General features: G+C 36.9%; 12 protein-coding genes and 1 riboswitch. All 12 genes read right to left on the reverse strand.

Annotated elements, in window-relative coordinates; all coding sequences use genetic code 11:
* Positions 1-123 precede the first annotated feature (123 nt).
* On the reverse strand, positions 124-270 hold the full coding sequence (gene scfA, locus G600_RS13965; RefSeq protein WP_034245790.1) for a six-cysteine ranthipeptide SCIFF: 147 nt from the start codon (positions 268-270) through the stop codon (positions 124-126).
* Positions 271-410: 140 nt separating this feature from the next.
* Positions 411-917: a shikimate kinase gene (locus G600_RS0106445; protein WP_027431210.1), complete on the reverse strand. Its 507-nt coding sequence runs from the start codon at positions 915-917 to the stop codon at positions 411-413.
* A gap of 832 nt (positions 918-1,749) precedes the next feature.
* The gene (locus G600_RS0106450) at positions 1,750-2,685 is read right to left on the reverse strand and encodes a M14 family metallopeptidase (RefSeq protein ID WP_027431211.1); all 936 of its coding nucleotides are present in this window, start codon (positions 2,683-2,685) and stop codon (positions 1,750-1,752) included.
* A 4-nt stretch (positions 2,686-2,689) separates the two neighbouring features.
* Positions 2,690-3,619, reverse strand: coding sequence for a M14 family metallopeptidase (locus tag G600_RS0106455; protein ID WP_027431212.1), 930 nt, complete (start codon positions 3,617-3,619; stop codon positions 2,690-2,692).
* A gap of 15 nt (positions 3,620-3,634) precedes the next feature.
* A complete protein-coding gene (locus G600_RS13970) occupies positions 3,635-4,426 on the reverse strand; it encodes a transglutaminase domain-containing protein (protein WP_051195400.1) in 792 nt (263 codons plus the stop codon).
* A 12-nt stretch (positions 4,427-4,438) separates the two neighbouring features.
* Positions 4,439-5,113 carry an alpha-E domain-containing protein gene (locus tag G600_RS0106465; RefSeq protein ID WP_027431213.1) on the reverse strand — a complete coding sequence of 225 codons (675 nt, stop codon included), beginning with the start codon at positions 5,111-5,113 and terminating at the stop codon, positions 4,439-4,441.
* On the reverse strand, positions 5,095-6,405 hold the full coding sequence (locus tag G600_RS0106470; protein WP_027431214.1) for a circularly permuted type 2 ATP-grasp protein: 1,311 nt from the start codon (positions 6,403-6,405) through the stop codon (positions 5,095-5,097). The genes G600_RS0106465 and G600_RS0106470 overlap by 19 nt, the downstream gene beginning before the upstream one ends.
* Before the next feature lie 1,207 nt (positions 6,406-7,612).
* Entirely contained in the window at positions 7,613-9,004 is a 1,392-nt protein-coding gene (locus G600_RS0106480) for an MATE family efflux transporter (protein WP_027431215.1), read from the reverse strand.
* A 52-nt stretch (positions 9,005-9,056) separates the two neighbouring features.
* Positions 9,057-10,235 carry a cation:proton antiporter gene (locus G600_RS0106485; protein WP_027431216.1) on the reverse strand — a complete coding sequence of 393 codons (1,179 nt, stop codon included), beginning with the start codon at positions 10,233-10,235 and terminating at the stop codon, positions 9,057-9,059.
* A 47-nt stretch (positions 10,236-10,282) separates the two neighbouring features.
* Positions 10,283-10,359, reverse strand: a riboswitch (Fluoride riboswitch).
* Between the two features lie 146 nt (positions 10,360-10,505).
* On the reverse strand, positions 10,506-10,793 hold the full coding sequence (locus tag G600_RS0106490) for a hypothetical protein (RefSeq protein ID WP_027431217.1): 288 nt from the start codon (positions 10,791-10,793) through the stop codon (positions 10,506-10,508).
* A 151-nt stretch (positions 10,794-10,944) separates the two neighbouring features.
* Positions 10,945-12,261 (reverse strand): sensor domain-containing diguanylate cyclase, encoded by a 1,317-nt coding sequence (locus G600_RS0106495; RefSeq protein WP_162141496.1) that lies wholly within the window; start codon positions 12,259-12,261, stop codon positions 10,945-10,947.
* A gap of 285 nt (positions 12,262-12,546) precedes the next feature.
* On the reverse strand, positions 12,547-13,284 hold the full coding sequence (locus tag G600_RS0106500) for a C39 family peptidase (RefSeq protein WP_027431219.1): 738 nt from the start codon (positions 13,282-13,284) through the stop codon (positions 12,547-12,549).
* Positions 13,285-13,464 lie beyond the last annotated feature (180 nt).

The following is a 13,464-nucleotide window of genomic DNA, read 5'->3' on the forward strand; positions in this document are numbered from 1 at the left end:
CTCTTCTAACTTGTGCATCCTATTAATACACTTCCAAACTTACTTTTTCATTTTTATTAACCAAAAGAAATCCGCAAAAATAAGAGAGTGTCGAAATGCTTTAACACTCTCTTTCAAAAATAATTAATTATTCTTGTTCTCGCAGCTCTGATTTCCAACTGTACAAGATGTCTTGCAAGCTGACTGACATGATGTCTGGCATTCGCCACATCCACCGTTCTTCATTGTGTCCTTTAATACACGGTTAGTGATTGTCTTAATATGTTTCATGACAAAACCTCCTTTATAAAACTGACTATAAGATTATAACATTTTCTTATTATTTTTACAATAATTTCACTTGGTGACAAATTTATTTATAAATGCAAAAAAGAACCGGTGCAAAGCCGGTTCTTTACTGAATTCTTTACTTAATTGTTCTTTAATAAATCCACAAGCTTTGCAACTGTTTCTTCTAATGTACAATCTTTTTCTTCCACTGTTAAGTTTGCATACTTTTCGTATAGCTTAGCTCTTGTGTTATACATATCCTCAAGAGTCTCGCCTTCATGAAGCACAACACCGCGCTCCTTAGCATTTTTAAGTCTTCTAAAAAGCTCTTCCTTTTCTAGTTTCAAATACACTATCAAAGAATTCTTAGCTAGCTTCTCCATAGCATTGGCGCTATAAACTGCACTACCACCTGTGGCAATAACTGTGTTGTTAACTTCTATTGAAAGAATTGCATCTCCTTCACACTTTACAAAGCCATCAATTCCCTTCTCTTCTATGATTTTGCTTAGCTTCTTGCCCTCACGATTCTGAATAACAATATCTGCATCCACAAAATCCATACCAAGTATCTTAGCCACAATTACACCAATTGTACTCTTACCCGAAGTTGGCATACCAATCAAAGTAATATTATTAAATTCCATATCTTTTCCTTCTTCCTAAAGATTACTAGATTCTTTGTCTGTGTTTTGAAGGCATTGCAAGGTTCTCCTCAGTGCAACTTTACAATGAAACGAAAAATCTAGGTATTTTCCTCGAGTTTTAATTTAGCATAAATTGTGGGAAAAGAATACTTTAAAATTTTCGGGGATTAAGGGGTGGTGCTGCCGGGAAGTGTGGGACTAACGGCGGCTTGGGGCTGCCGGGAAGTGTGGGACTAACGGTGGTTTGGAGCTGCCGGGAAGTGTGGGACTAACGGCGGCTTGGGACTGCCGGGAAGTCACTAAGAAGCTTCTTGGTCGCTTCTTTTAGCTGAAGTTTAAGTCTAACGGTTGGTTGAAGCTTCCGGGAGTCACTAAGAAGCTTCCTGGTCGCTTCTTTTTTGAATTATTGACCCAGAAGCTTATTATTTCCCTGTTGGGTCAATGATTTCCTGGAATCGCACTTCTAGTTTTAATCCTAATCGGGAGATTTTTTCCCGTTAGTCCTAAACCCTAATTTTAAAGCAACTTTTAACTTGCTTTTATAATCCTTATAGGAAATTTTTTCGGGATTAGGTCAAGATTTCAAAAATGGCTCTTTTTAAAAGTGGAAATTGTAGGACTAAATCATTTTTTTCGCACTATAGGGATTAAATCCCCAACTTGCTTTATCACTCTCGTGGGTGTTATCTAAAATTGTTGATGCAAATCCCGAAAAAGATAATCCTTATAGAAGCTTTTTTCACCATTGGGATTAAATTCCCCGGACAGATTCCTATATTTCTAGACTCTTCGGGAAAAATCAAAACAATTCTATAGTCCAAAAAGATAATCCCTACACTTCCTCCGGAATAATCCTAAAGATCAAATCATGTTCCATAATAGCTTCCGCATGTCTTACAAAAAAGACTCTTCCTTTTTTCTTGGCTTTTATGACTTCTAGTTTTTCTGCAGTATAGGGACTTAGGATTTCTGCTATTTCTTCATTTTCAAGAACTAAATCTCCAGCCTTTGCAATAGGTCTAAAAAGACCTGCTGCATTTGTTTGAATTGTAAACATGTCATATTCTTCAACAAAACTTGTCTTTGTGCCAAACTCACCTTCGTAATCTATAAAGCCTTTTTTTGCCATAAATCTTAAGATGGCCTCTAGGGCAATGTTTGCATTTTCCTCATCCAGACGCTCAGTGGCCTTGGTGTAAACCGAAAAGGCATCTGTTTCAAAAACCTGCCAATTATAGTTAAGTGTGGTGGTGTCGTAAGGCTTTGGCTTTCTTAAAACTAGATAAGGTAGGCCAAAAAGATAGCCATCATCAGGGTATGTGTAGCCTGTATTCATAAGGCGCACATGGGGTAAAAACTCCCCGGCAATGTAAAAGCTAGCCAGCTGAATTCCATACTCATAGCCTTTTAGTTCCCTAAAAATGCTGTTCGCAAGGCGCTGTGTAGTCTCGCCCTTATCATAGCCTGGAAACATTCTATTAATATCTGTGTTATCCACGGGCCAAAAACGTTTGCCCACATTCATGGAAAACTGGCTAGCAGAAGGGATTACTAAGATTCCGTAGTCCTTATTTAGATTCCCTTCGGCCTCGATTTTTGTAAGAGCCTTAACAAGCTTTGCGCAAATATACATTTGCTGAAACTCGTCACCTCGCATGGCGCCCATAATGGCTAGGGTCTTTTTGTTACTACCAAATCTATAACCATAAACTGGAATTGCCTGCCTGTAGGGCATGGCGTTTACCTCAAATAATGTTTCTTGTGTCATTTTTTTACAAACCTCCTAGTACTCTTGCAATTAGGGAACCGTTGTAAACGATTGGATATTCCCTTAAAGTAAAGACCAAACCGCTTACCGGGCTTTTAAGTTCCTCTTTTATAGTCCCATCAAGGGAATCCACAACAGCCCCTATGATTTCGCCTTTTCTAACCCTTCTACCGTGATTAATGTAAGCAATAAAAAGACCAGATTCATTGGCGTTTATAAAGCCAACATGCCCGTCAGTACTAACTATTGGTGGTTTTATAGGTGCCTCATCACCATCCCACATGTCCATTTTTTTCATAGTTGCCATAATGCCATCAATTAGCTGATCACCATAATCTTTAGTAATTCTCATGCCTACCCCCATCTCTACAACAAGAGTTGGAGTGCCTGCCTCATTCAGACTGTAGGCTAGTGTGCTCTCTAAAACTGTTGCTGCCTGATGAACCCAAACAAAGTCCATATTCATATGTCTTGCAAGAGGTAGCAAGGTCTTAACCGAATTTTCATTTATTCTAATCTGAGGAATTCCCCTTAAAAAAATGTTACTAGCGTGGATGTCTATACATAGATCCGCTCCACAAATATCTTCATAAATCTTTTTTACCATGTAATCAAAGCCTGAAGAATGGGAGCTTCCCGGAAACATCCTGTTCATATCTAAATCATAACCTGGTAAACCTCTATAAATTGTGCTGATTCCCAGAGGATTATTAGCGGGGTAAATGTCAACAATGCCGTGAAGTTTAGATTTATTTTTTTCTAAAATCTTATTAAGCATAAAACTGACATATTGCCCCTCTAATTCATCTCCGTGGGTTCCTGTTACAATACATATCCTCTTTCCATTATCTCTAGCCTCTCCCTTAATTCGATTCCTTGGGATTACTAATTTTTCACCTACTGGCAATCCTAAACTAACTACGTTACTAATCATCTATAAACTCCCTTTTTAGGCAAGCAAAGCTTCCTTTAATTTTGTCACCTCCATATAGACCGACTGTCTTTGAAGCACATCACCATTAAAGATGCCCCTTTGAATTGGGCAATCATTATAGTCCCTGCCTATGCAAAATTTTATGTAGCCCTCATCTACAAAACAGTTTCTAGTTGGATCAAAGCCATACCAATAACCCTCATTCCAAATTTCTACCCAAGCATGTGTCTCACCCTCACCAATTGTAATTCCACACACATACCTTGCAGGAATCTTTGAAAGTCTACAAAGAGCAAGCATTAAATGTGCATAATCCTGACAAACTCCCTTTCTTCCCTTAAAGCTATCAGCAGCTGTAGTAAAGATGCCTGTTGTGCCTGTTTCGTAAATCATATAATCATAAACTGCCTTTGAAATAATCCTTGCGGCTTCATAATGATTTGAAGGTAGATTTAAATTTTTATGAAAATTTATTATCTCCGGACTAGCCTTAGTAAGCTCCGAGGGATAACGATAAGAAGGTAAAGGTTTTTCAAAAGACTTTTTAGAATCGTCTCGAATCACAGTTCCTATAACCTTATAAGTAAAGGAATCATGGCCTCTATCAATCCTTCCTGTATAAACTGTATTTCCAAAGCCATCCTTTAAATACTGTCCACCAGTTACAATAGGGAAATTTGTGTGCATTAAATCCAGCACTTTTTGTCCTTTTTCTTCAATCGGAAATGATCTCAGTAAAAAAGCATGATTAGTCACATCCCCTGAAAATTCCACCTTTGTTTGATAGCTAAATCTTAATGTTGTCATAAATATCCCTCCCTACAAAACTACAAGGTTTTCAACTGCCTTTAACAAATCCTCATCTGAAATATTTAGCTGATTTTCATTACCATATAAATAAATTCGTCCAAGGGACATAGCATTAGTCTGAAGGCCGGATTTATGCAGCCTGTTTAGCATTTTCTTCATCTCTTTTGCTACATTTTCCAAATTATAACCAAGACGTAGATAAAGGCTTAACCTCTCAATGCTAATGCCTGTTTTAATAATGTTTCTTACAAATTCCTCTTCAATAAAATCATCACAGCTTCCTCTAAAAGCCATAACATCATCCACAACCCATTGAAGCTCCACACCCGGTGCGCTGTCATTCTTTCCAAGCTCTAGAGCATTTACAGCCATCTGGATGTAGGCTAGGGTTTTTGAACTTATGGTTTCTCTTAAAACCATGCCGTTAGCTAGCATCTCCTCTGCTGCATGTCTTAAGGAAAATGCATTCTCCTTATCAAAGATGTATTCCTGTATGAAAGCTTCTGGACTCTCATAGTCTGCTGGGATACCCATTTTCTCACAGTAGTCCTTATAATCTATGGCCGCTCCATCAATCATGCTGTCATACCAATACATCATGTACTGAGTTGTGGATAAGACGCGCTCGCAATAACGCCCAAGCCAATATAATCTATTAGTTTTAGTTAATGAGACATAATCCATGTATCCTTAAAACCTCCTCCCTGAGATGAGTTAACCACGAAGCTGTCTGGGTTTCTTGAAAATCTTGTCAAACCGCTAGGCCAAAGCTTTGTCTTTCTGCCTGCTAAGACGAATGCTCTTAAATCCGCCTTTCTATCCACAGTTTCGCTACCTTCTACAATAGGCAAATCCTCGAAATCTATAACTTCCTGAGCTATAAATCTTCTAGGTTCCTTCTTTATTTTTTCAATAAATTCTTCTTTTCTTGCCTTAGTTAATTCTCTTGCAAATACAACGCCGTAGCCTCCAGCTTCTGCCACATCTTTAATTACAAGTTTGTCAAAATTTTCCAATGTGTAATTTAAGTCCTCCTTGTAAAATGGCAAATAAGTAGGAGCATTATCAAGAATTGGCTCCTCATCAAGATAATATCTAATCATCTTTGGCACGAAATAATAAATGCCCTTATCATCGGCAACTCCATTGCCTGGTGCATTTAAAATAGCCACATTTCCTGCCCTGTAGGCCATCATAATTCCCGGAATTCCAATTAAGGAATCACTTCTAAAAGTAAGTGGGTCTAAAAACTCATCACTTATTCTTCTATAAATGGCGCCAACCCTTACAGGGCCTTTGCTAGATTTGTAGTAAAGCGTATTATTTTCCACAAACAAATCATCAAATTCAGCCAACACTGCCCCCGACTTTTCTGCCAAAAAGGAATGCTCAAAATAAGCTGCATTAAACCTTCCCGGTGTGTAAATAACGTTAATTCCGCCTTTATTTACGTTATCAAAAGTCTCCTTTAAAAGCTGTCCATAATTTCTGTTATCCACAACTTCGTTGTTTCTGAAAGTATCTGGTGAACATTTTCTACAAAGGCTCCTAGCAATTAGGGGATATGAGGCTCCTGAGGGAATTCGAAGGTTGTCCTCTAGGATGTACCATTTTCCATCTTTTCCTAAAACTAAGTCGATACCTGAAATATGACTGTGAATCTTCTTTTCTGGTGAGAAATTCTCGCATGCCGATAAATAACCTGGCGACCTATAGATAAACTCCTCTGGTATAATTTTGTCCACTAGAATTTTCTTATTATTGTAAATGTCATTAAGAAATGCATTTAGCGCTGTCACTCTCTGAATTAGCCCCTTTTCAAGTTTTTCGTAGTCTGGGGCTGTTATTTTTCTTGGAATAGGATCAAATGGAAAAAGGCGTTCCAAAAACTCCCCGTCTTTATAAATGCCAAACTTAACACCATATCTTGCCATCTGGTTATTAATCTGGCTCTTGTGATTTAACAATCTCTCCATACCATTCCTCCTATCTTTAAACAAAAAAGCCCAGACCTCTATCTTGGTCTGGACTCCTTCGTCTTTATTAAATCAAATATGAAATTTGATAACAAAAAAGGCGCTTCGATATTGAATCGAAACGCCGTTGTTTGCTAAGGAAAGTATACGATATAGAATTTGATTGTGTCAATGATTTTTTAATTAGTGTGGTGAGTTGTTTTTTGATCTTCTTGTGAAATAAAGTGCAAAGGCGCTTCGCTGTTTGCTATGTGTTGTCCTGATGTTTGGGACTAACGGTGGGTTGGGGCTGCCGGGAGGTTCTTAGAAGCTTCTTGGTCGCTGCTTTTTTTGAATTGTTGACCCAGAAGCTTTATTTTCCCCCTGTTGGGTCAATGATTTCCTGGAATCGCAATTCTAGTTTTAATCCTAATTAAGATATTTTTTCCCGTTAGTCCTAAAACCTAATTTTAAAGCAACTTTTAACTTGCTTTTATAATCCTTATTGGAGATTTTTTCGAGATTAGGTCAAGATTTCAAAAATGGCTCTTTTTAAAAGTGTAAATTGTAGGACTAAATCAATTTTTTTTGCACTGAAGGGATTAAATCCCCAACTTGCTTTATCACTCTCGGGAGTGTTATCTAAAATTGTTGATGCAAATCCCGAAAAAGATAATCCTTTTGCAAGCTTTTTTTGCCATAGGGATTAAATCCCCCGGACAGATTCCTGTATTTCTAGACTCCTCGGGGAAAACGGACAAATCCGTAATTAACTGCCGGGAGGCTCTAAGAAGCTTCCTGGTCGCTTCTTTTTTTGAATTGTTGACCCAGAAGCTTTATTTTTCCCCTGTTGGGTCAATGATTTCCTGGAATCGCACTTCTAGTTTTAATCCTAATTAAGATAATTTTTCCCGTTAGTCCTAAACCCTAATTTTAAAGTAACTTTTAACTTGCTTTTATAATCCTTATGAAAGATTTTTTCGGGATTAGGTCAAGATTTCAAAAATGGCTCTTTTTAAAAGTGGAAATTGTAGGACTAAATCAATTTTTTTGCACTATAGGGATTAAATTCCCAACTTGCTTTATCACTCTCGGGAGTGTTACCCAAAATTGTTGATATAAAAACAAAAAAGCCGTAATCCCTAAACAAGCATTTTGCTCTATAGGGATTACAGCCCAAACTATAAATTCATAAACTCATAAATTTATTAATACCAGATTTCAAAAATCACCCAATCTTCCTTCTAAATACATACTTAAGTAAGCCCGCAGATATTAACAAGCCCAAAACTTCCGCCAAGGTAAAGGCCCACCAAACTAGATCTAGTCCTGCTATTCTTGCAAAGAGGTAAACAAAAATTAGTGGTAGCACAAATCTTTCTGTTACACCTGCAAAGAGGGCGATGTTTCCCTGTCCTAGACCTTGTAGCATAGCTGAAATAGTGCTTGCTGCAGTCTGGAATGGAAGGAAGCTTGCAAGGATTGGGAAGGCAACTCTTCCAAGTTCTAGCATTGCCTCTTTTGCTCCAAAGATTTTTAAAAAGAAATCTGGGAAATTTGAAATTAAAAGACATGCTATAACTGTTATAGAAGTTCCCCAAACTAAAGCTAACTTAAATAGCTTAGTATAGCGCTTCTTTTGTCCATTTCCTAAATTGTAGGCAACTAAGATCACTAAGACATCCTGAATTGCCCAAGATGGTGTCTGGAAAAAGACATATAATCTATTAAAGGCGCCGTAAACTGCTGGGGCTGTTTGATTAAAGTCGAAAAGCAATGCATTTACAATCATAAGAATGACTGCGGCTGCCACCTGCTTAACCGTTGCAGAGGCGCCAATAGAGAAGATTCCCTTAATTAGCTTAGACTTTGGCAAGATATCTGCAAGGCCAAAATCCAACTCTTTATTAAATTTCTTATGGAAAATAAAGGCCATCGTAGCCGCAAGGATTTGTGCAAAAACTGTGGCAATTGCTGCACCTACAACACCTAGACCTTTAATTGGGCCAAAACCAAAAATCAAAATGGGATCTAGGAAAATGTTAACAACTGCACCTGTTACCTGACAAATCATGGCTTCTTTGGTGTGACCAAGAGACATTAACATTCGCTCAAAAACTGACTCTAGATAAAGGCCAACACTAAAGCAGGCAACAATTGTTAGATAGCTTTTACCCATAATTGCCACATCCCCGTAAACATGAGATAAGTTAAAGTAAGTTCCTGAGAAAAATGCGCCAAAAATTAAGGTTAAGATAGCTGATAGGAAAGCTAGTAAAAAGCCCTGCCCTGCTACATTTTTAGAAAGATTATTCTTTCCCTCACCTCTAAAAAGTGAGATGTGCTGTGATATACCAACGCCAATTCCTACATTAATGGCGGTAAAGACAGTCTGAAAAGGGAAAACTAGCGAAACTGCAGAAAGCGCGTCTTCGCTTAAGAAACCAACAAAGGCGCTGTCTACAATGTTATAAATTGCTTGAACAAGCATGGAAATTACAATGGGTAGATCCATGGAAAGCAGTAAATTGCTCTCCTTTGGGCTCCCCATTGGATTTGTATCATTTTCTTTATTATCAATCACTGTCGGATTGCTATCTGAGCGGTTAGTATCTGTCATTTCAAACTCCTTGAATCTTTTCTTATATACTAACCCTTTTTATATACATTTATCAACTTTTCTTTAGTAAATGCTTATAGCTGCTGTCAATGGCAAAGGCTCCAATAGGCGCAGTTATTACAATTGCAAGAACTGCCACTGTTAAAACTGTATCGCCGCAAGCAAAGCCAAGTGCAAGTGGCATACCTCCAATAGCCGCCTGAACTGTAGCTTTTGGAGTGTAGGCCATCATTGTAAAGAGTCTTTCCTTCTTGTTTAATTTTGAAAAAATGAGACACAAGAAGACGCCAAGCATTCTAAAGATTAAGGCTGCAAATATTAAGATTACTGCCTTAACTCCCACCTTTGTGATGTAGTCGATGTTGATTGCGGCGCCCACTAATACAAAGAGTAGAACCTCTGCTGCCACCCACAATTTCTCATATTTCTTTGAAAGTCTTACTGCCACTTCTTTTCTATTCTTTTGAAGGCCAACACCTATAAACATGATGGCAATTAATGCTGAAAATGTAATGCTAGTCTTTAGGCTATCTTCTAAAACCACAAGTAAGAAAGATACGCAAAGAATAATGATTACCTTGCTGGTATCTCTTATGTGGATTTTTTTGAAATAAATGGACATTAAAAGTCCGATTAAAAGTCCAATTACAATTCCTAAAAGTATGGAGATAGGTATATTTACAAAACTAATAACTGATACCCCTTCGCCCTGCATCATATTAACAAATGTAGTAAATAACACGATTACATAGACATCATCAACAGAAGCACCCGCTAGAATTAACTGTGGCACACCTTCCTTAACCCCATAGCCTTCATCCATAAGTTTTACCATTCTAGGAACTACTACAGCTGGAGAAACCGCTGCAAGTACTGCCCCTGTAATGGCAGCCTCTAGTAAGCTAAGCCCTAATAGCTTTGGTCCAAAAATTAAAATGCCAAGAAGCTCGCAAGTTGCTGGTAGAAAGCACATTAAAATCGCAGGTCTACCAATCTTTTTTAGGCCTGAAATATCAAGGCCAAGGCCTGCTCTTGTAAGAATAATGATTAGGGCAATTTTTCTTAACTCAGATGAAATGTTAAGAATGCTTGGATCAATTAAGTCTAATACAAAAGGTCCAAGCACAATGCCTGTAATTAGCATGCCTATTAGGCTTGGCAAATGTAACTTCTTACATATAAAGCCTAGACACATTCCCATAATGAAAATTAAAGAAATACTTAATAACATAAATTCCTCCTATATACGCAAAAAAGCCGACAGCTTCTGCGTAAAATTTAATCGCAGAAGTCATCAGCTTGTAATAGCGGTTTAAGTAAAAATACTTAGGGAGAACTTCATTCCCTTATTAAAAGGATAATAACACAATAAGGCTTAACCTGTAAAGGAGGAGATATGTGTGTAGATAAAAACGGGTATTTCAGCAAGCTACTAACCTTTCTAAAACACGCTTGCGCTAAACTAATTGCCTAGCTGTACTAAGAAAGTTCCCCACCTACTTTATCCCCCAGTGGTTATAAACCAGGCACTTATACTTGGAATGTGATATAGATTCACTATTCTTTCCTTATCTTCTACTAACAGTTTGCACTTATAAACCAGATTTCTATTAGAGACATAAACTCCATCTGCAAAGGTTCTTGCACCTTGTCCTGACAAGTCAATATAACCTGTTACTTTACACTCATACTGCTCACCATCTTCACCACGAATGCGCAATTTCAAGGGAATAATTGAACCATCTATATTATTTTGTAATATTACATCTACAGGCTTTCTTTTATACATATTCCACCTTCTAAAATATAATTAAAATAAACACTAATCAGAACAGCTGTTCTATTTTAATTATAACAAGCCTGCTTTTAAATTTCAATAGCTAATCGAACAAATATACGAGTGATTTTAAAAAGCGAAATGTATTGCCACATAAAAAGAATTATTCTCTTCCATAAATACTATACCCATTCTTGTCACGTTTCTTAACATAATAAAGCGCCTTATCCGCTGCTTTATAAAGTTCCTCATAGCTATTGCCATCTTTAGGATAGGCCGAAACACCTATACTTACTGACATTTTCACCTTCTTATCTTCCTCTTCAATGGTCCAATTAAACAAATCAACAAGTTCTAACGCCTTCTTTTCAATATCCTCTTTATTTGTAAGAGTTGGTGAAAAGACCATAAACTCATCTCCACCAAGGCGTCCTACAATGTCGCCGGCTCTAAAGACTTTAGAGAGCTCTTTAGCAAATTTCTTTAAAATCTCATCTCCTTTAGCGTGGCCAAAAGTATCATTAATCATCTTAAAATTATCAATATCAAATATAAACATAGAACCACCAATTTTATTACTATTTGTGCCATTTATAAAGGTTTTTATATTAGTTTGCAAACCCTTTACATTTGATATTTGTGTTAAAAAATCGGTATATATATTATTTTTTAAAACCGCCTTTTCCTTTTTAAAACGATAGAAGTTCATAATTGTAAGCACCATAATCATAGTAACTACATAAATAACAGCGCCTCTAAATATCCTTATAAATTTTCCCGACAAGGTATACTTAGAATTCTTTACCACTAAATACATGCCCAAATCCGGCACATAACTTTTAATAATATAGCCACCCTCCGTATACATATGCTCTTCTTTATTCACAATATCAGTTTCATATCTATACTTATAGTGTTCCACAAAATTAACGCTATTAATATCTAGAACTACATTTCCCTCTGTATCTGTTAGATAGACTTCCACATCATATTGCTGATAGCAATAATTCATAAAATCCATTATATCAGATAAATAGATTGCACAACCAAGCACCGCTCTTAACTCGCCATCAACTTCCATTCTCCTATCAATAAAGATTACGTACTCCTCAGGATTTAACTCATCATAAGTTATATCTGCTCCATATTCTAAACCTGACTCAATAAAGTTTTTATACCAAACATCATATTCATCATTTTCTGAATCTACAAGCTTGCTTAAGCCAGAAGGAGTGTAATACTTATTAGTATCACAAGAAACTAAATACGCTGTTTCCCAGTTATTAGCATTACGTATATTTTCAAGATACTGCGCCATAACTGCTTCAAACTCATCCTCAGGCATTTCATCTTCTTTGTCTAAAATGCTTTGCAATAGGTAGTCATTGCTCATTCCTTTAGTGTAATTAATAGGATAAGTTAAAATGGCATTTACATTTCCATAAATTCCATCAAATAATGCATTTGTGGTGTTCGCCACGTCTTTTCTCATAATTGATTTAATACAGGAGTAAGACAAAATAAACGCAAAAATAGCCCCTACAATTATAATAATAATATTTGTAATTAATAACTTATTGCCTTTTATAAAATTATTCACTCTATTCATCGGATAATCCTCTGTCCCCTAAAACCAGAAATCTCATTACCAACAAAAATATATCTTTAGTAATTATATCATATAAATACATAATTCTCTAGATTAATTACAACTTTTTACGCATTATCCTATTTTAAATAATCAAAGGGCTTATTTCTGAAAATATTACTCAACCACAACTGCATACTGCCCTCTTGTATTATAAGCATATATTGTAGAATCTATAGAATATGCCTGAATGCCTTCTTTCATTGGATCTGCAAAATAACAAACGCCTACATCTAAGTCATAGCCCATCAAAACTAATGTATGAGAACCTACTCTCATATTCTCTAAGGCCCAAAAAACTACAGGTTGTCCATTTTTTACATAGGTCAATACATTTTCAAAGCTAGTTCCTGAAATATCCTTAGCTGTGTAATTCATACCGTGAGCCACTAAAGCCTGATTCATTGCTGTTGCAATTGGCGCCGCAGCCACCCACTGCAAATCGCTACCATCGGGCTTATCGTAAGGTGTTCCGCCGCAAAAGCCCTGATTAGGGTCATCTGAATAAGGCAAATATTTATCCACCAATTCAGTCTTTGACATATTAGCACCGTAATAATTTAGCACAATTGTCGCCGAAACCGCCTCGCAGCCTGTAGGAAGCTCAGGATTTTGTAAAATGTTATTCACATCTAAATATACCCTTCTTGTTTCCTGACTTTCACTCTGACTTTCACTCTCACTTGTAGGCTCTTGTGTCTGTTCCTCAGAAACCTCCTGGCAATCTAGGCTTGTTGCTTCTTCTATTACAATTCCAGTTTCATTATCTCTACCCTTAAGCTTCCAATATGTAAAGGCTACTATAACAAGTATCATCGCTGAAATAAGGGCGAATATTCCTAATTTCTTTTTCATAAAAATTTATCCTTCAAAAATAAGTTTCAGTTTATTATAGCATAATTTAGATTTAGGATAAATTAAGAATGAATGCGGAAGACGAGGTGAGGAGGATTAAGAAAAAGGTCCAGTGGACCTTTTTCCCTCCGAACCGACCGACGAAGCCCGTAAGGGCGAGGAGACCTTGAACTCTGGGTT

Source organism: Lachnospira multipara ATCC 19207, from assembly GCF_000424105.1.
Classification (GTDB): domain Bacteria; phylum Bacillota; class Clostridia; order Lachnospirales; family Lachnospiraceae; genus Lachnospira; species Lachnospira multipara.